The 19,837-nt window shown below is 62.6% G+C and carries 11 protein-coding genes; 8 read left to right on the top strand and 3 right to left on the bottom strand.

Translation table 11 applies throughout. From position 1 onward, the window contains the following. Positions 1-77 precede the first annotated feature (77 nt). From LEPTO7104_RS0115230 to LEPTO7104_RS0115215, 4 genes are all read left to right on the top strand, one after another. Positions 78-1,427: a cytochrome P450 gene (locus LEPTO7104_RS0115230; protein WP_017299442.1), complete on the top strand. Its 1,350-nt coding sequence runs from the start codon at positions 78-80 to the stop codon at positions 1,425-1,427. After that, positions 1,402-2,004: a Coq4 family protein gene (locus tag LEPTO7104_RS0115225; protein WP_017299441.1), complete on the top strand. Its 603-nt coding sequence runs from the start codon at positions 1,402-1,404 to the stop codon at positions 2,002-2,004. Before LEPTO7104_RS0115230 ends, LEPTO7104_RS0115225 begins: the two co-directional genes overlap by 26 nt. 50 nt (positions 2,005-2,054) lie before the next feature. After that, on the top strand, positions 2,055-2,378 hold the full coding sequence (locus LEPTO7104_RS0115220; protein WP_264308442.1) for a YnfA family protein: 324 nt from the start codon (positions 2,055-2,057) through the stop codon (positions 2,376-2,378). Positions 2,379-2,467: 89 nt separating this feature from the next. After that, the gene (locus LEPTO7104_RS0115215; RefSeq protein WP_017299439.1) at positions 2,468-3,061 is read left to right on the top strand and encodes an LppP/LprE family lipoprotein; all 594 of its coding nucleotides are present in this window, start codon (positions 2,468-2,470) and stop codon (positions 3,059-3,061) included. Between the two features lie 108 nt (positions 3,062-3,169). Here the strand turns inward: LEPTO7104_RS0115215 and LEPTO7104_RS33995 are convergent, their stop codons facing one another. Then, a complete protein-coding gene (locus tag LEPTO7104_RS33995; RefSeq protein ID WP_017299438.1) occupies positions 3,170-3,472 on the bottom strand; it encodes a DUF2087 domain-containing protein in 303 nt (100 codons plus the stop codon). A 90-nt stretch (positions 3,473-3,562) separates the two neighbouring features. Here LEPTO7104_RS33995 and LEPTO7104_RS0115205 point away from each other — a divergent pair, with 90 nt between their 5' ends. From LEPTO7104_RS0115205 to LEPTO7104_RS41690, 4 genes are all read left to right on the top strand, one after another. Then, positions 3,563-4,030, top strand: a complete 468-nt coding sequence (locus tag LEPTO7104_RS0115205; protein ID WP_026072745.1) for a carboxypeptidase-like regulatory domain-containing protein — start codon at positions 3,563-3,565, stop codon at positions 4,028-4,030. A 473-nt stretch (positions 4,031-4,503) separates the two neighbouring features. Beyond that, on the top strand, positions 4,504-15,927 hold the full coding sequence (locus tag LEPTO7104_RS0115200; RefSeq protein ID WP_017299436.1) for a LamG-like jellyroll fold domain-containing protein: 11,424 nt from the start codon (positions 4,504-4,506) through the stop codon (positions 15,925-15,927). Between the two features lie 378 nt (positions 15,928-16,305). After that, positions 16,306-17,346 carry a fatty acid desaturase gene (locus LEPTO7104_RS0115195; protein WP_017299435.1) on the top strand — a complete coding sequence of 347 codons (1,041 nt, stop codon included), beginning with the start codon at positions 16,306-16,308 and terminating at the stop codon, positions 17,344-17,346. A 165-nt stretch (positions 17,347-17,511) separates the two neighbouring features. Beyond that, on the top strand, positions 17,512-19,074 hold the full coding sequence (locus LEPTO7104_RS41690; RefSeq protein WP_155523653.1) for a DUF3747 domain-containing protein: 1,563 nt from the start codon (positions 17,512-17,514) through the stop codon (positions 19,072-19,074). A gap of 44 nt (positions 19,075-19,118) precedes the next feature. Here the strand turns inward: LEPTO7104_RS41690 and LEPTO7104_RS0115185 are convergent, their stop codons facing one another. Both LEPTO7104_RS0115185 and LEPTO7104_RS0115180 read right to left on the bottom strand, forming a co-directional pair. After that, positions 19,119-19,469, bottom strand: coding sequence for a DUF5615 family PIN-like protein (locus LEPTO7104_RS0115185; RefSeq protein WP_017299433.1), 351 nt, complete (start codon positions 19,467-19,469; stop codon positions 19,119-19,121). Beyond that, positions 19,466-19,795, bottom strand: coding sequence for a DUF433 domain-containing protein (locus tag LEPTO7104_RS0115180; protein WP_017299432.1), 330 nt, complete (start codon positions 19,793-19,795; stop codon positions 19,466-19,468). The genes LEPTO7104_RS0115185 and LEPTO7104_RS0115180 overlap by 4 nt, the downstream gene beginning before the upstream one ends. Positions 19,796-19,837: the final 42 nt, after the last annotated feature.

The raw sequence follows: 19,837 nt of genomic DNA, 5'->3' as shown, positions 1-19,837 counted from the left end.
TGCCACAGCTCTACGCTACCCTAGAGGGCGTTGGTCCCGCAAAGTCGGTCTTTGGCCAACGCCTTGCACGGGTTTCTATGGCATCTTCCGCTCAAAAACCGCTGCCCCCCGGCAGCTTTGGACTACCGATTCTGGGGGAAACCCTCAGTTTTTTGTTCGATCCTGAATTTGCCCGCAAGCGCCAGGCCCAGTATGGTCCGGTCTTTAAAACCCGCATTTTGGGCCGCCCTACGGTGGTGATGACGGGGCCAGAGGCCAACCAGTTTCTGCTGTCTACGAATATGGACTGCTTCTCCTGGCGGGAGGGGTGGCCCGGCACATTCAAAGAGCTGCTGGGCGAATCGCTGTTTTTGCAGGAAGGTGAAGAGCACCACCGCAACCGCAAGCTGCTCATGCCCGCCTTCCACGGTCCGGCCCTGGTTGGCTACATAGATACAATGCAGCGCCTCACCGATCGCTACGCCCGGCGGTGGGAAGAGATGGGCCAGTTCACCTGGTTCGACGAAATGAAGCAGCTCACCTTCGACATTGCCAGCACCCTGCTGCTGGGTAGCGAGCCGGGGGCCGAAACGGCGCAGCTCTCAAGGTGGTTCACGGAGTTGACCAACGGGTTGTTTGCTCCGCCAATTCGCTGGGGCTGGACGACCTTTGGCAGGGCGATCAGCGCGCGCGATCGCCTGCTAGACCACATTGAGCAGGTGGTCAAAGCCCGCCAGGCCCACCCCACCCACGATGCCCTGGGCCTGCTGGTGCAGAGCGAAGACGAGGAGGGCAATCGCCTCAGCATAGAAGAAATCAAAGTTCAGGCCCTGCTGATGCTGTTTGCCGGGCACGAAACCACCACCTCGATGCTGACCTCGCTGGTCATGGCGCTGGCGCAGCATCCCGATGTGTGGGAAAAAGCGCGGCAGGAGCAGGAGGCACTGATGGCCGCGAGTGGCCCCGTTGCCCTGGAGCAGATCCGGCAGATGCCGTACCTCGACCAAATTGTCAAAGAGGTGGAGCGGCTCTACCCGCCCGTAGCCGGAGGCTTTCGCGGCGTGGTAAAAGCGTTTGAGTTCAACGGCTACCGCGTGCCCGAGGGCTGGATGGCGCTGTACAGAATCGATGCGGCCCACCGCGATCGCACCATCTACACCAGTCCCGAAAGCTTTGACCCCGATCGCTTTAGCCCCGATCGCGCCGAGCACAAGCGCTCCGACTTTAGCCTGGTGGGCTTTGGCGGCGGGCCACGGGTGTGCCTGGGTCTGGCCTTCGCCCAGCTCGAAATCAAGCTGGTGGCCGCCCATCTGCTGCGCCACTACACCTGGGAGCTAGTCCCCAACCAAGACTTGCACATGATCTCTATTCCAACCCTCAGGCCCAAGTCTGGCCTCAACGTTGTCTTTAAGAAACGCGACCATGCTCAGGCCCAAGCAGCTGCTTGAAGCGATTCGTAGGGTCCGCAGCCAGTCGCCCACGCACCTGGGCGACTTTGCCGTTCTCAAAGCCGATGCCCTGGGTGCTCAAGCCAACCCTGAGGTGCTGGCCCAGCTGGAACCTGTGGTGGGCTACTATCCACCGATTGACTTAGAGGCCCTGAGCCAGCTGCCCCAGGGCAGCTTTGGCTACGAGTACGCCCATCACATGCAGATCAATCACCTCAGCCCGTTTACCGTCAGCCCAGATCTCGATCAGGTAGCGCGGCGCAACGTGTTTGCCCTGCGCTACGCCATCACCCACGATATTTTTCACGTGCTGCTGGGGTTTGATACCAGCTACGCCGGAGAAATAGGCGTGTTAGCTTTTGCCGCAGCCCAGAACTACAGCCGCTCGCAGCGTCTCGGACTGTGGTTGGCCAGCGCGCTGTATCCCATCATGGCCCCGGGGCAAATCAGGAATATCTTTGCCAATCGTCGCCGCGGATTGGCCCTGGGGCAGCAGGCCAGGTGTTTATTGAGCGTGCGGTTTGAAGAGCTGTGGGCGCTGCCCCTAGACACCGTAAAGCAAGATATGGGAATCTAACTGGTTTTTCAAATATCCACTGCTGCCATTTTTTTAGCTGAGGCGAATCCATGGCTCAATCAATGCTGTTTTTCGTACTCGCTGGCCTGTGTGAAATCGGCGGCGGCTATTTGGTCTGGCTAGCGCTGCGGGAAGGGAAAAGCCCCTGGCTGGCGCTGCTGGGAGTCATTATTTTGGGCATTTATGGGGTAGTTCCCACCCTACAGCCGGCTCATTTTGGGCGGGTCTATGCGGCCTACGGCGGCGTTTTCATTGTGCTATCCATAGCCTGGGGATGGTTCGTTGATCAGGTGAAGCCCGATCGCTTTGACCTGCTTGGCGGCTGGATTGCTCTCCTTGGAGTCTGTATCATGATGTACGCTCCAAGATCCTAAAAGAGCAGATCGCCTCAGGCCTTCTAAGGCTAGTAGATGTTGGACTCAACAGGTGATATCAATAGATTGATGCTAACGGGCGAGTGACAATGAAATCTTTTATTTCTTTGATTTCGGGTGCCCTGGTAACGGGGTCGATGCTGCTGGCACCCGTGGCCATGGCCCAGCCTGACGAAGGCGGCGCCTGGCTAGACGGCGTTACCAACTGGAATGAGCCCAGCGCCCCCATACCGGCGGCCCCGGTCATCGAGGGGGGCGGTAATTTGTCGAGCTGTCTAGACGGTGCCCGTCCACCTGCCCTCTACGAGGATGCGCTGGTGGAATCGGCGGGCTGGACCCTGACTGGCGCCGCCCAAATCTTTGGCGACACCACTGTCGTTACCGGCATGGCCAATGCCGATGGGATGTGTCGGCCCCTGGCGTATCAAGTCTTTGTGTTTACCAAGGGCAAATTTTCCGGCACGCTGTCGCCAACCCCAATGGATTCTCGCACCGATGGCAGCCTGGTTACGGTTGACCTGTACCGCGAGGGCTATTTGAGCGCATCGTTTAACCGCTATACGCCCGACGATGCGCTCTGCTGTGCATCCCAGTCCAGTTCTCTGTTTTACCAGGTCGAACCGGTAGAAGATTCCCCCGTGCTGATGCCCCAACTGCCGGCCAACACCAGCCCCAACTCCTAATTGGGGCTGTGAGCGTGTGAGCGATCGCCCCACCAGGTCATCCCCTCTAGCGGGCGATCGCTAGGCTTGAATTCACCATTGCTAACAGGGGCGATAGTGGGCGGTGTCCTACGGGGTTTGGGGGGAAGCAGTGAGCGATACTTTGAGCCAGTAAGCTGAGCCGTCGCGCAGGCGATTGACCAGGCCGCGCTCAAAAAGTTCGCGGCGCAGCAGGGCCGGGTCACCGAAGGTGTGGTGCTGGTTGAGCAAGGCGTTGACTTCGCGCTCGCGATAGCGGGTACCGGGTTCAAACTTGGTGGCCAAATAGTCGAGCGCCAGCTGTTGGAAACGGCCTTTGTTGCGCTTTGAGGGCCACTCTTTAAGCCGACCCTGGGGGTCTAAATAATGCTCAAGCGCGGTGGCGTAGTCCATATTTATAGTCCCAGTTTTAAGCTGCCATCAATCTCTCGCTACAAATCTCTCGCTACAATAGGCGGCAGACCAATTACGGAATGCTTGGCTATGAAACGCTTGCTCCTTGCTCTAGTGATGGTTTTAGCTCTGGTGGGGTTTCCGGCCCAGGCGTGGGCGCACCAGGTCGAAACCTTCTACACCATGGACACCCAACTGGAGTTTCAGTCTAAGTTTAGTTCTGGGGAGCCCTTTGCCGGGGCCACGGTGAGCATTTACGCCCCCAACAACCCCGACGAACCCTGGATGACCACCACTACCGACAGCGAGGGGCGGTTTGCCTTTTTGCCCGATGAGTCAATTCCGGGCGATTGGGAAGTGGCGATCGAAGACGAATTCAAAAGCCATGCCGACTACTGGACGGTGCCCGTAGGCGACAAAGGCATTATCTACGACGGCATTAGCTTTAACTCCACCGAGGATGTGCACTACCGGGCCGCAGCGGCCATGGCACCGCTGGGCATCTCCATCGGTGGGGCGCTGGCCTGGCTGGGCTTTACCCGTCGCCGCCGTCGCTAGGGCATCGGGTACTGCTGCATCGAGCTTTGCGTTTGGGCTGTCTGGGTAAAGCGGTTGCCGCCCATTCAGCGCCCGAGGGCAGGTATGGCTGTAGCCAGTCTGGTTAGGACAGGTCTCCTATGAACGCTCAAACAGTTGAACGTTCATAGGGTTTCTAGATGTTCTAACCAGCGTGACTGTAGCTATACCTTGGGGCAGAAATGGTTGAGGAAACAATTAATTAGCTCGCTGGGCTGGCTCGTCTAAACGTTAGGCGGGCCATTTTTTGGGGCCTGTATGCAGCGATGGGTCACTGAGCTGTGGGGGCAAGCATCATCGCCGCTGGTGAGAAGGATCACCAAAATGCTGCCGCAGTCCTCTGATGGCTCTCTGTAGTTGTTCTGCGTCCCCAAGACCTACTTGCGGTGTTGGCTCGGCGCTTCGGCATGGGCCAACACCGCAGGTAGGGTTCGCAACCTCTCAGGAGAACCCCCATGACTGCTCAAGCCCCCGTTTTAGATAGCTTCATCAAGCGCTACAGCGATCGCAACTACAAATACCCCGTGCTGGTGCGCCACCAGGGCACGGTGATTGCCCTAGCCATGGATGACCAGCGCCGCATCTATTATTCTGTGCTGAACCTGAATGGTCAGGACAGTGCTCTGGACGTTAACCAATGGGCCGACCATCCCCAGGAGCTGGAGTTTCCCAAAGAGATCGCCGAGGTGGGCTTTGGCCTGGCCGACCAGCTGCTGCTGCCGACGGTGAAGAAGGGCAGCCGCGACCCGGTAGACCCCGGCGCGGTGGTCGCCGACAACGAGGAGGACAAGTTTCTCTCCAGAACGGCGCGGTTGACCGCCGACGCCCCCTTTCAGGCGATGTCGGACGGGCGGTTTGTGTACGTGTTTCGCCAGGCGATCGCGGCTGGTCACCCCGACCAAATTACGGTCGAAGGCCCCGACCAGACCCGGGTTGCCATCGTAGACTCGACCCTGCTGGTCGATCGCTTTGTGCTGTCGGGGGCCTCGGCCAGTACCGCCCCAGCGGGCCAGGCGGCTCCAGCGCCTCAGCTCAAGCTCAACATGGAGGTGCGCTTTCGCCGCAGCCGCAGCAAAACCCGGCCCCAGAGCACCAAAGACAGCCTCGGCGCCCGGGATATGCAGGATCAGCCCTTCTTTGAACCCACCCAGGAGCTGTCGTTTATTCGCAATTTGCAGGATGGCCGCTTCTCGATGGTGCTGCTGCCCACCACCATTGCCGAGGTGTCGCGCTGGCAGATTTTTGCCTTTAACAGCGCCACCGGCCTGATCGATGCCTACAACGTGGAGCGCTCCCTGGAGGGCCTGTTCAACACTCGCGGCACCCAGGCCATTACCACCAGCGATGCCGCCGAAACGGCCCTGGACTTTAGCCAGGTTGGCGATCATATCGTTTTGGCCCCAGGGGTTTTGCTGGGCCAGGGCTTTAGCCAGGAGACCTGGATCTTTCCCCGCGTCACCGCGCCGGAGCCGGGCACCGAGCTAGAGCAGGCGCTGCTGGGGGCCGACGAGAAAACCGCCGACGCGCCGCCTTCGATCTGGATTGTGGACAACCGCCGGGTGCGGGTGGGCTTTGGCGATGGCACTGAGTTCCATTCGTTTATGACCGGCGAGGTGCTGCGATCGAACCAGTGGAACCATTTGGCCGTGGTGTTTAGCGATCGCCCCGAGGAGGCGGGCTACCACCTCTACGTCAACGGCCTGCCCGTGGAGGTGCAGGCCGAGGGCAGCGCCAGCCTGGGCAAGCAGTCGGTGAATGCGCCCCTGCGCCTGATTGGGGCACCCAGCCGCAGCTTTGCCGGGCTGATTGACGAGATTCGGCTGTGGAATCGGCCCCGCTCGGAGCGGGAAATTCGCAGCGATCGCGGCCTGCGCCTGACCGGGGAGGAACTGGGACTCATTGCCTACTGGCGGCTGGACGAAGGTTCCGGCGGCGACATTCTCGACCAGACCGGCAACCACGCCCCCGGTACCCTCAGCCCCGGTTTTGCCGACCGCGCCTGGGTGGTGTCTGACGCGCCAATCGGCGAAAACGCCGGGGTCAACCGCGACAGCTTCCGCGTTGAGGGCCGCACCGTGGCCTCGGGAATGGCCTCGCTGCTCTACTTCCAGCAGGAAGCCGCCCGCACCGGCTACGACCAGCAGGCCAAGCCCCTGCGCCAGGGGGCGCGGGTGATGCTGGCGGTGGCCACCCAGGCCGCTGGGGACGATCAAAACCAGATCGCCACCCTCGACTTTGGCGTTTCCGCCAGCGGCAGGCTGGCCAAAATTCCCGACAATTTGGCCCTGCGGCCCGTGGCGGTGGAGCGCGACGGCGACCCGGTGGATGTGAGCGCGGAAATGGCCCAGATTCAGGCGATTCAGCAGGTGATTGACCAGCGGCTGAGCGCCGATGACACCGCCGACGTGAGCGCCGAACTGGCCCAGATTGAGGCCTTGCAGACCGCCATTACCCAGAAGCAGCAGGCCGCCCGCACCGTGGATGTCAATGCCGAGCTGGAGCGGATTCAGACGTTGCAGGGGTCGATCACCCAGAAGACCCAGCGGGCCACCAGCCTGGGCGAGGAGATCGACTACCTGAACCGGGTGTACAGGATTGTGGATGACGCGATCGCCAACCGCAGCATCGCCTCCAGCGTTCCGGCGGGCAGCTTAGACAGCCTGAATATCCCCGCCAAGCTCAGCCGTCTGCGCGATCTGCGCAACCTCCAGGCCAACGGCCAGCGCGACTTGCAGCAGCTGACCGATTTTCTGGGCCAGGCCCGCGTCACCGTCTACGAGCACGCCAACTTTGGCGGTCGCGCCCTGTCCTTCGGGCTAAACGGGCTTTCGCCGCGCTTTGTGGGCTACACCCAGCTCAACCAGGACAGCTTCAACGACCTGATCAGCAGCATTGGCATCTCAAGCGTCGCTCGGGTGGTGCAGGGGCAGATAACCGCCGTTCCGGCCCTGCAGGTGACGGCCTATCAGCACGCCAACCGCAACGATGGCGGTCGCCAGGACGGGTTTGTGCACACCTTTAGCGAAACCACGGCTTTTGTTGGCCGCGACTTCAACGATCGCATCTCCAGCCTGGATATTGCCGAGAACCCCGCTTTCCGCAGCTACCGCGACGACTTGCAGCAATCGATCGACGCCCTGGCCACCGACCTAGCCAGCCTGCTGGGCGAGCTGACCACCATTCGCGCCAATATCGACGCCCTGCGCACTGATCAAGACCGCCAGCGGCGGCAGCTAGAGCAGGCGGTGATCAGCGATCGCACCACCCTGGCCGCCCTGCAAAACCTGCTGAACAAGGGCTTTGCCGCCACCATGCCGCTGGTGCACAGCGATGTCAGCGGGCTATCCACCGCCGGGGGGCTGCTGAGCTTCGCCTGGTCAACCGACACGCCGCTGCTGTTCGACAGCGCCGTGGGCAACGTGGCCATGTACTTTCGCGGCAGCGACGACCAGTTCTTTGTGGCCTACTACAAAACCCTCACCCAGCGCGCCCGCTACGCCCTTAACGACGCCCTGGGAGCCGAAACCGTGGTGGGCTTTGCCCGCGCCACCGAGGCCGAGATGGATCGCATTCGCCTGGATATAACCGGGCCGGAAACCGAGTCCACCTGCACCGTCACCCTGGCGGTGAAAGCGGGCGACCAGAGCATTACGGAAACCTGGCAGCAGGTGCCGCGCCAGCCCCAGGGCTTTGCCAAGGTGCTGAACGGCCTGGCGGGCGATCGCACCTTTGTCGGTCGCGGCGAAATCGGCCTTGTCGATGGCCGGGCCGAAACCCTGGCCGTGGCCGAGGGCATCCACCGCTCGCTGCCCGCCGGGGCCACCCTGTTTATCGGCGACCTCAAGGCCACCCTGGCCGCCGCCGTAGACCAGGGCGCAACGGCGCTGGAGATTCGCACCGAGGTCGCCAACCCCGCCGTAGAACTGCTGCCGGTGTTCTTTTTGGAGTACGACTACGCGGCGCACGCCAGCACCACCCAGGGCGAGGTCGATCTGTCTTCCGGCTCGCGGCTGCTGGCCTTTGTGGCCAACGGAACCGGGCAGGGGGTCAAAAATGGCACCGTCCGCAGCGGTGTCACCCTCACCAGTCGCTGGGTGGCAGAATCTCCGGGCCACACCTACGCCTTCAACGGCAAGGACAGCTCCGCCCGGCTGGAGGCAGCCACCCCCGCCGCCTTTAACCAGCAGCTGCGGAAGTTCTCGCCCAAAGATGACCTCACCCTGGAGGCCTGGGTGCGCCCCAGCCAGATTGCCGAGGCCAACCTGCGATCGCGCGTGCTCTACTACCAGCCCCAGCCGGGTAATTCTGACAGCCGCTACCTGCTGGGCCTGAAGCGGGAGGAGCTGAATACGGCGATCGCCCTCAACGGCAGCACCATGGTAGTCACCATTCCGGCAGCTGACCCGCTCAATTTTGCCGGGGTGATTACCCTGGAGGCCTGGGTCAAACCCGCCGCCAACGAAAACAACGGCAACATCATCGTCCACGGCAACAATGGCGGCGACCAGGTCTACCTGCGCCTCAACGAAGGGCGCTACGAAACCGGCTGCCAGCAGAGCGGTGTCGATCACCGCGTCTCGGTGGTGATGCCCGCCGCCGATCGCACCGGGGCCGCCTGGGTGCACCTGGCCGGGGTCTACGACGGCGGCCACTGGCGGCTCTACCGCAACGGCATTGCCATCGGCGAGCAGGCCGATACCGTGGGGGCAGTGCCGGTGGCGGCCCCCTGGGGGCTGGGGTCTCACCCCACCATCAGCAGCCGCATTCTGGGGGGCGCGATCGCCGAAGCCCGGATCTGGAAGCGGGGCCGCACCCAGGCCGAAATTGCCGCCGACATGAGCCGCGAGGTCAGCGGCAGCGAAACCGACCTGGTGGGCTGCTGGCGCTTCGACGACTTTGCCAACCAGCGGGCCACCGACCACTCCCGCTTTGGCCACCACGGCACCCTGGTGGGCAACCCCCAGCCCACCGAATCGCCCCTGCCCGCCTACTCGGTGTTTGCCGGAGTGGGCGCGCAGCTGGTGCAGGCTCCGCAAACCATCGCGGCAGGCAACTGGAACCATCTGGCGGCGGTGTTCAACCAGTCCTACGGGGTGCAGCTCGACGGCCAGCCCGCCACCTTCCTCGATGCGGGCAAAGATCTCACCCTCGACATCAACCGCGACCTCACCCTGGAAGTGGCCTTTCAGGTCAACGACCTGAGCCAGCCCCGCGCCCTGCTCACCAAGGGCAAAATCAGCACCACCGAGGACCCCGAGCAGCGCGTGCCCTACGCCCTGTACCTCAACCCCGCCGGGCGGGCGGTCTTCGCCTTTGAGGATGTGCAGGGCAACAAGCACCTGTTTGTCTCCGAGCCGATCGCCAACCCCACCGCGTTCCACACTGTTACCGTCAGCCGCAAGCGCAACACCATTACCAACCCGGTGCGCAACAACGACGGTCAGCAAACCGGGGTCGATATCGTCTCCTGGGATGTCATTCAGTTCTTTGTCGATGGTCAGGCCAACACCCCCAGCGGCCAGCCCTACGGCCTGTTTGAGTACAAAAAAGCGGGCAGCGACACCACCGGCACCCCCCGTGTGGAAGACAGCCGCAACGAGGAAAGCCCCAGCCCCGGCTTCAACGCGGGCAAGCCCCAGCAGCCGGTCGACATCGGCAACAGCAACGACCCGCTGGAGTTTGGCTCGGGCTTTGCCCTGGCTGGCCTGAAGCATTTCAGCGGCGACCTGGACAGCATTAACGGGGTGACGCTCTCCCCGTCGGCGTTGCTGCTCGACGGCGGCAGGCTGTTCCGGCCCCAGGAGGGGGTTTTAATTGCCCAGGCCGCCGGTATCGCCGCCACCGCCGCCGAGCTGGAGCGGAACAGCAACCTGCTGACCCAGGCCCGTCGGGTGTTTGAGAACGGGCAGGCGATCGCGCCCCTAGACGGCGTACTGGCCGAAATTCGCCTCTGGAACCTGGCCCTGGAGGCGGGCAGCCTCAAGCCCACTATTCAGGGCGGCGAACAGGGGCTGCTCTCCTGGTGGCGCTTTGAGGAGGCGGAAGGCACCCTCGCCTTCGACAGTAAGGGCAGCAGCAACGCCCGCTTCAAAGGCGCGGTGCGGTGGGTCAAAGACCCCAACCCCAGCGGGTCGCAGCTGGTGCTGTACCGCAACGGGCAGCTAATCCCCAGTGAACCGGTGCCCGCAGCCGAGCAGGCCGCCCTGCTCTCGCCCCACGCCCAATTCACCCTGGGCGGCATTCGCCGCAACGGTCAGATCGAAGAACTCTTCCAGGGCGAGCTGGAGGAAGTGCGGATCTGGCACAGCGCCCGCACCCTGGAGCAGGTTCAAGACAACCTGTTCCGCCGCCTGCTGGGGGAAAACGAGCAGTTCCTCGACAACCGCGAAGACCTGCTGGCCTACTACCCCTTCGACACCCAGAAAGCCGGGGTGCTGTCCGACTATTCCCTGCTGGGCAACGATCTGGTTCCCTACAACACCGAGTTTGTGCTCTCCACCGCCCCCATTGGCGAAGACACGCCCCAGGTGCGCAGCGCCCTGGCCGGGGTGAGAACGCCCTTTAGCGATCGCCTCCAGAGCACCCCCGCCGTGCAGGAGTATGGCGACCTGCAAACCGATGTTGACGGCAACCTGTTCGGCATCTACAAGCGCTGCTACGGCCTGATCAAAGACGGCCAGTGGGAGCTGATCACCGGCTTTAAGGTGGGCGAACTGGTGACCGAATGGGTAGGCCAGGTGCAGTTTGACCCGCAGCTGATCGGCTTTATTGAAGGGGCGCCCCCGGTGCCCGGCGAAAACCTCACCAGCACCAGCGTGGTGCTGGGCGAATTTGCCGACTACAACGGGGCCAGCTCTGTGGAGCTGAAGCAGGCCAGCAAAACCAACTTCACCTTCTCCGCCGATAAAGAAAGCGGCTTCGACTCCAGCTTTGATCTGACCGCTGGGCTGCTCACCAAGCTCAATGTCAAGGCCGGAATTGGCCTGGTCATCGATACGGTAGACACCGACGGGGCTTTTGGCATCAAGGCCAAGTTTGAGAACTCCCTGGGCTGGCTCAGCGCTGGCAGCACCAGCCTGGAGCTGGCCAACAACCTCTCCAGCAAGCAGCAGCTCCAGGGCTTTGTGGAACCCCCCGATGCCGTGGCCTTTGGCGATGTGGGCCGCCGGTTTGTCACCGAAAACATGGGCTTTGCCCTGGTGCAGTCGCAAACCGCCGATGTGTTTGCCCTCAGGCTCAAGCACAACAGCGCCCTGGTGTCGTACCAGATGCGCCCCAACCCCGACATTCCGCCCGATCGCAACATCATCAACTTCCCGCTCAACCCGGCCTACACCAAGCAGGGCAGCCTGGACGGCAAGGTTGGCTTCACCCCCGACCCCGCCTACCCCAACGCCCTCACCTACAGCAACGACAGCAGCTTCTACAAGCCGGTCGAGGCCTTTGCCCTGAAGCAGCGCATCCAGCGCGAAGAGGAGCGGGTGCGGGCCTACTACGACCAGTACGATGCGGGCGCGGTGGGCCGTCGCCAGAACGTGCTGTACGGCCAGCAGGGCGACCTGGGCAGCCAGGAAGTGCTCAAAACCCTGCCCCAGCTAGAAAAGCGCAACCTGGCCAACACCTACGTCTGGACCGCAGACGGCGGCCTGTTCGCCGAAACCCAGGAAACCATGGATGTGGTGCAGGAGAGCTACGGCGGCTCCTACGCCTTTAAGGGGTTAGCTGGGGCCTTTGCCGATCTCAGCGTAGCGATCGGCGGCGTGGGCTTCAAGTTGGGCTTTGAGGCGCTGTTTGGCGGTCGGCTCAACGTGCAGGCCAACAAGAGCGTGCAGTCTGAGAATGCTTTCTCGGTCGATATCAGCGTTGACGGTGTGGAGCGCGACGTATTTTTGCGCGATGCGGCGGGGAATGTGCTGTTCGATCGCAGCAACCCGCTCAGCCCCAAGGCCCTGCGCCAGCCCGGCAAGGTGGATGCCTATCGGTTTATGACCTTTTACCTGGAGCCCCAGGCCGACCACTTCGACCAGTTCTTTAGCCAGGTGGTGGACCCAATCTGGCTGGAGCAGAGCACCGACGCCAACGCCCTGGCCCTGCGCGGCCTGCGCGATGCCAACAAAGGCCCCGGCACCAAGCCCCCCTGCTGGCGCATTTTCCACCGGGTCACCTTTGTCAGCCGGGTGCTGCCGCCGATCGGCAGCACCAAGCCCCTGCCCGCACTGGAATCGACCCTGCGGGAGCTGAGCATCGACAGCAACTTCGAGCTGATCAAGCGGCTCGACCCCTTTGTGGCCGACAAGGTGGATGACTTTGGCGAGTTCTCGCGGGCCGTGCGCGACACCATCGCCACCTACCTGCCCGAGCTACAGCCCCACCTGGCCACCATTACCGAGTTTATGCGGCTGTTCTACGGCGTTACCGAAACCACCAGCCTGGCCGACAGCCCCGAGCTAACCGCTCTGCTGGAGGGCGATCGCGCCCCCAACGCGCCCCCCGTGGTGCGGGTGGGCCGCAGCCAAACCCTGCGCCTAGAGGATGAGGCGGTGCAAACCACCCTGCCCGGCTCGGTGGCCGACGATCGCCTCTCCCCCGAGGCCATCTTCGTCACCTGGGCGGTGCAGTCTGCGCCCGCTGGGGCCACCGTCAGCTTTGACGATCGCCACAGCCCGGTTGCGATCGCCAGCTTCAGCAACCTTGGCCGCTACCAGCTCACCCTCACCGCCAGCGATGGCACCCTCTCCACCACCGAACCCCTCGATGTGCTGGTCAACCAGTCCCCCATCGTGCGGGCCGGAGACGACCAGGAGATCGGCTTCCGCCAGCCCCTAGAACTGCGGGGCGAACTGGTGCGCGATGGCCGGGGCGAGCGGCAGCTCCAAACCCTGACCACCCGCTGGGAGGCGATCAGCGGCCCCGGCACCGTCACCTTTGACAACCCGGCGGCCCTGCGCACCCGCGCCGTCTTCAGCGCCAGCGGCGTCTACCTGCTGCGGCTCACCGCAGAAACCACCACCGCCAGCGGCGTGCTCAGCCACAGCGACGACCTGCAGGTGTTTGTGGGAGCCCGCATCAACCGGAGCCTGCTCAGCCTCTACAGCTTTGCCGACAGTTTGGCCGCCGGTACCGTGCGCGATGTGGCAGGTACCGGAGCGCCCGCCGACCTGACCATTACCGGCACGCCGGTAGCCCTGACCGCCCCCGGCGCGGCCAAACCCTTTGCCCTGGCGCTGAAGAGCCTCGCCCGCCTGACCAGCACCAGCGCCAGCCGCCTGAACCAGGCGATCAAGGCCAGCGGCGAATTTACCCTGGAGGCCTGGATCAATCCATCCCAGGCCAACCAGCCGGGCCTGGGGCGCATTCTCACCCTGTCCGGGGGGGCCAGCAGCCGCAACCTGATTTTGGGTCAGGCGGGGGGCCAGTTCCACCTGGGAGTGCGCACCAGCGAGACCAACCTCAACGCCAGCGATCGCGCCCTGGCGGGGGGCACCATCACCCCCGGCACCCTGACCCATGTGGTCTGCACCCGCGAGGCCAGCGGCCAGACCCGCCTCTATATCAACAACCAGATGGTGGCTCAGCGGGCGATCGCAGGCAGCCTGGCCAACTGGGATGAGAGCTTTGCCCTCTCCCTGGGCAACGAGCTGGGAGATAACCTGAGCCAGGAGCGCGCCTGGCTGGGAGACCTCCACCTGGTCGCCCTCTACAGCAGCGCCCTCAGCCCCGCCGAAATTGCCACCAACTTTGAGGTGGGGGCCGACGCCAACCTGGCCCCGGTGGTCTCTGCTGGCGGCGACCAGGTGATCAACCTGCCCGGCAGCCTGACGCTAAAAGGCGTCGTCATCGACGACCAGCTGCTAACCGGCGACCTCTCGGTGCTGTGGAGCCAGCCCGGCGGCCCTTCCCCGGTCACCTTTAGCGACCCCAGCAGCCTGGAGCCCACGGTCAGCTTTGTGGCACCCGGCACCAGCGAAGACAAGGGCCAGCCCTTCCAGGTCAGCGGCGTCTACACCCTGCGGCTGACCGTGGGCGACGAGGCCCAGTCCATCAGCGATGAGGTGACCATTACCGTTAACCACGCGCCCAGGATCACAGTACCTAATGCCCTCGTCGTGCAGTTGCCCAATCGGGCGCAGCTCACCGCCGAGGTGCAGAGCGGCCTGGGCACCCCCCAGCAGGGGCGACTCACCCTGACCTGGAGCCAGCTCAGCGGACCGGGTACGGTTTCCTTTGGGGACCCCACCCTGGCCCGCACCACGGCGCAGTTTTCTGAAAGCGGCACCTACCTGCTGCGGCTGACCGCTAGCAACGGCCTGCTCACCGCCGTGGCCGATGTCACGGTTTATGCCAACAAAGCCCCCCAAATTCGCGCCAGCGCTGCCCCCCTGGTCAACCTGCCCGCCGCCGCTACCCTCCAGGGCGAAATCGTCGATACCGGCCTGGCCGACCCCGCCGGTACCGTAACCACCCAGTGGAGCCGCGTCAGTGGCCCCGGCAACGTCACCTTTGCCGATGCCGATGCCCTGACCACCACCGCCACCTTTAGCGCCAGCGGTGAGTACACCCTGCGGCTGACCGTCAGCACTGGGGAACTCTCCACCAGCCGGGAGGTGACCCTCACGGCCAACCAAGCCCCCGTAGTCGATGCCGGGCCAGACCAGACCATCGACTTTCCGGCCCTGGCCGAACTCGACGGCACCGCCAGCGACGACGGCTTCCCCAGCCGACCGGGCCGTCTGACCCTGACCTGGAGCAAAGTCAGTGGCCCCGGCAATGTCACATTTGCTGACCCGGCCAGCGATATCACCACGGCCCAGTTCTCCCAGGGCGGCCAGTACGTGCTGCGGCTGACGGCCAGCGACGGGGCGATCGCCGCCGCTGACGAGCTCACCATTCAGGTGAACCAGCCCCCGGTGGTAAACGCCGGGGCCGACCAGGTGTTGACCCTGCCACCTGCAACGGCAGGAGCAGCTCAGCCCGCGATCGCCACCGCCACCCTGAGCGGCACCGTTCAGGATGACGGCCTGCCCGCTGGCACCCTGACCATCCTCTGGAAGCAGATCAGTGGCCCCGCTGCCGCTGCGATCGCCAATCCTGCCCAGGCGGCTACCCAGGTGACGTTTGCCCAGGCGGGCACCTACGTGCTGGAGCTGAGCGCCAGCGACGGACGGCTGACCGGGCGCAGCACCGTTCGCATCGTCGTCTCTCGCCGAGTGGTGGCCGGCGTTCAGGCCCTCTACGATTTCCGCGAGGGTACGGGCAACACGATTCGCGATCGGTCGGGAATTCAGCCCGCCCTGGATCTAACCCTGGTGAATGGGGCGATCGCGCGGCTGCCCCAGGGCCAGGGCATTGCCCTCCAGCAGCCCAGCCTGCTGGCCACCAGCGGGGCCGCCACCCGGCTGAGCCAAGAAATTCGGCGCACCCAGGCGCTGACCGTAGAAGCCTGGGTTAAACCAACCCAGGCCACCTACAGCCAGCTACCGGCGCGAATTGTCACGCTCTCGGCCAATCCGGGCAACCGCAACGTCACCCTGGGGCAGGACAACAGCCGCTACGTGACCCGCCTGCGCACCACCACGACGGGGGGCAATGGCGACAGCAAGGTGCTCGAAGCGGGCCAGGTCAGCCTCAACCAGCTTTCTCACCTGGTGTACACCCGCGATAATTCTGGCCATGCCGCCTTCTATGTCAACGGGCAGCTTCAGCAGGGCACGACCATCGACGGCAACCTCTCCAACTGGGATGAGGCCTACCGTCTGGCCCTGGGCAATGAGCTGACCAGCGATCGCCCCTGGCTGGGCGAGTACCACCTGGTCGCCCTCTACAACCGTGCCCTGAGCGCCGAGGAGGTGAGCCAAAACTTCGCCGCCAGCCTGGCGTAAGCTCCAAAGACCGGGTTTCTGCACTGGCGGCGCTGCCCCGGCGCCCCCAGCAGAAACTCGGTTTTTATGGCATAGCGCGCCATATAGCAACGTTCATTCGGCAGAAATCTCGGACCAAGCTTTCCGACGCAGCGGCAAGCGAGACCCCGCATGGTATAAATGTTAAGGAATTATAAGCATTCTCATGGGCCAATCTTTGCCCCATTAAGCTGTTTGCGGCGGTTATCAGAGTTATTGAATTAGTTCGGCTTATTGATATCTCGATTTTGCAATCAAGCTTAGCCTCTGTTCGGCTCCCTTGACGGGGTGAACAGATTTTTTTTGGGCAAAATAGTCCAGCTTTAAATGCGCGCAACTTAACTTTCGTGGAGATCTTCCTTGACTGCAATTCTTGAGCCTTCCGCCAGAGTCGCGGACGCGACCGCCTACAGCCACCTGACCCTAAAGCAGGTTATTCAAACTATTCCTAAAGCATATTTCCAAAAAGACCCCCGCAAGGCCTGGACTTCGGTCTTGCTGAGCGTTGGGGCGGTGGCCCTGGGCTACGTGGCGATCGCATTCTCCCCCTGGTTCTTGCTGCCGGTGGCCTGGTTTGTAACCGGCACGGCGCTGACCGGCCTTTTTGTGGTTGGCCACGACTGCGGCCACCGCTCCTTTGCCAATCGGCGCTGGGTGAACAACTGGCTGGGGCACATCATGTTCCTGCCGCTGATCTACCCCTTCCACAGCTGGCGGCTGCTCCACGACATTCACCACCGCCACACCAACAATATGGAGATCGACAACGCCTGGGCGCCCTGGAGCCGGGAGGAATATGCCGGGGCCAATGGGTTTTTGCAGGTGTTTTACCAGGGCATGCGGGGCTGGCTGTGGTGGCTGGCATCGGTAGCCCACTGGGGGGCGCTGCACTTTGACCTGCGCAACTTTGAACCCCGCGATCGCGCCAAGGTCAAGCGCTCCATTGCCGCCGTGGCGATTTTTGCGCTGGTGTTTTTTCCCACCCTGTTCTATTTTGCTGGACCCTGGGGCGTGGTGAAATACTGGCTGATGCCCTGGCTTGGCTACCACTTCTGGATGAGCACCTTTACCCTGGTGCACCACACCATTCCTGAGATCCAGTTTCGCTACGGCGACACCTGGAACGAAGTAGAAGCGCAGCTCTCTGGCACCCTGCACTGCGACTATCCCCACTGGGTGGAAGTGCTGTGCCACGATATCAACGTCCATGTTCCCCACCATATCTCAGTGGGTATTCCGTCCTACAACCTGCGGCCCGCCCACGCTGCGCTGAAGGAACACTGGGCACCGCTGATGAAGGAAACCAAATTTTCCTGGCAGCTGATGCGGACAATCACCGGGCGCTGTCATATCTATCATCCCGACCATGCCTACGATACGTTTCGGGATTTGGCGCGCTAGAAAATCCCTGGGGAAACAACTCATTCAGGGCCTTGTAGCCCCCGTTTACCGGTTCAGCAGTGCTGAGCCGGTTTTGTTTTGGGCAAGGACAATTGGTAAACTGCGACACGTTACCCGCGCAATCTGCCCTTGCCATCGCCACAATCGTGGGTAGCATAGGGAGTCTTGCCAACGCTCGCTCCCGATCCCACTCCTCACACCGCCACACCCACCGCCATGGCCCTGCTGTCTCGTCCGCTGAATACTTTGATGACCACTGCCGCCATCGTTCTGGCGGGCATAACGGCGGCCCCGATGGCCAGGGCGCAGGAGTTTGGCCAGCAGCCCATTGACCCCAACCTGGCCGTCGCGATCGCCAGCCCCGTGCGCGATGGGGCCTTCTACAACCTGATGATCCTAGAGCAGATTCCCAACCGGCAGCAGTGCTGGCAGGAGCAGGGGCAGGGGGACGGAAACGGGCCAGTGGCCATTGACCCGCTGCTGCTGAATTTTGACTTTACCGGCGCCTGCGATCGCAAGACCGACGGCAACGGCTACTCGGTGCGCGTCAACGGCCAGGACCTCGGCGTGCAGTACCGGCTAGAAGTATCGGCCCGGCAGAATGACCTGGTGCTGTTTGCCCGCCCCACGCGCGATCGCTCGGCCCCTCCGATCGAAATTGGCCGCACCCATGGCCGCACCAACGGCTTTCTCAAAATTCAGCTCAACCCCGGCTGGCAGATGGCCCACCGCCTCTACAACGGCCAGCCCACCGGCCACATCTACCTCACCCACGACGCGCCGCTGGATGTGCGCTACGCCGAGGGGACGGCTCCAGCCCTGAGCCAGGCCACTACCACGCCGCCGCCACCCAGCACCCCAGCCCAAACCAGCCCTCTGCCCACCCCCGCCCAAACCAGCCCCCTGCCCACCCCGCCCCCGCCCAGCAGCACCACTCCCAGCGGCAACTACTACCGCGTCATCGTTCCTATTACCAGCGGCAGCACATTAGATCAAGTGCGCGCCATAGAACCCCAGGCCTTTCGCACCACCGTCAATGGTCAGTCGGTGGTACAGGTGGGGCTATTTCGCGAGCAGCAGCGGGCTGACGAAATCTACAACGCCCTGGTTGCTGCTAACCTGCCCGCCAAAATTGTCGGAGCCTCGGCTCCGGCTGTGGCGTCTACCCCGGTTGTGCCCACTATCCCGCAGGGGTCAGTCGTCGTTGTCCTCGATCCGGGCCATGGCGGGCAAGACCCCGGGGCCGTGGGCATCGGCGGCCTAACAGATAAGCAGGTTGCCCTCACGATCGCAACCCGAGTGCAGCAGCAGCTCCAGGCCGCTGGCATTACAGTTCTGATGACCCGCAGCACCGATGTCTTTGTCGATCTCGACGCCCGCGCCCAGTTCGCCAACCGCGCCCACGCCGATGCCTTTGTTAGCATCCACGGCAACGCCATTAACATGAGTCGCCCCGACATCAACGGGCTAGAGACCTACTACTATTCCAGCGGCGAACGCCTGGCCCGCAGCATTCACGCCAGCGTGCTGAGAAATACCGACATGAGCGATCGCGGCGTACGCACGGCTCGATACTACGTGCTGGTTAACACGACAATGCCTTCTGTGCTGGTGGAAACAGGATTCCTCACCGGATCAGTGGATGCCGCCCGCTTCCGTGACCCCGCCGCCGTCAACCGCATCGCCGACGGCATTGCTAGGGGCATTTTGAACTATTTGGGGCGATAACTGAAGATGGGAAAGTTGAGAAGGATCAGGGGGTGTAGAGTCGTTCACAGGGGAAGCTTGGCGATGCGGTTGACCCACTCTTCAGCACTGGATACGGCCCAAATTAGCAGCAATTCCTCAATCACCGTTTCAAACGGTAGTTTTCTAGAAACGATGATAACGCCAGCACTTTGCTGATCAGTGATAAAGGCAGCAAATTCTGAGGGCATTGTCTTGCGATCGTGGCTAACAAGAATCCGCCCCTGCTGTGCCGAGAGGCGTAATACCTCTGCGTCAATAATTCCATCCAGCCCAGCAGCAAAGGCACTTTGAAAATCTATGGCAGGCTCTCGCCGCAGCACCCCCGTCACAATTGATTGGTTTAAATCAGCGTCAGCTTGGTAAAGGATAGTCAAGCATCTACCTGCTGCTGCAAGGCTTTAGCTGCCAGGAGCTTGTTGTATAAACCAGGATCAGAGGCTTGTAGGGGTTGGGGCATGGCATCGAAGGCAGCTTGCCCTGCCGCTAGGTAAGCGTCAACCTGATCACGATTGGCCAGATAAAAGGTGATCACCCCATACACTTGCTCTAATGTCAGCAGTGGAAATGACTGCACAATGCTTTCGGGTGCCAGGCCATCACGGAAGGCATAGACAACAGAATCTAGGGAAATTCGAGTGCCCTCAACCCAGTAGGCTTCGTTGCGATACTCAACATAAGATTTGGCCGTAACGACTGGCATAGATTTATTCAACTTCACTTAGGTTTGAGTGTAACCGGGCTA

Source organism: Nodosilinea nodulosa PCC 7104 (assembly GCF_000309385.1).
Classification (GTDB): Bacteria; Cyanobacteriota; Cyanobacteriia; order Phormidesmidales; family Phormidesmidaceae; genus Nodosilinea; species Nodosilinea nodulosa.
Note: the sequence above shows the minus strand (reverse complement) of the source record. Positions and strands in the feature narration are given on the sequence as shown.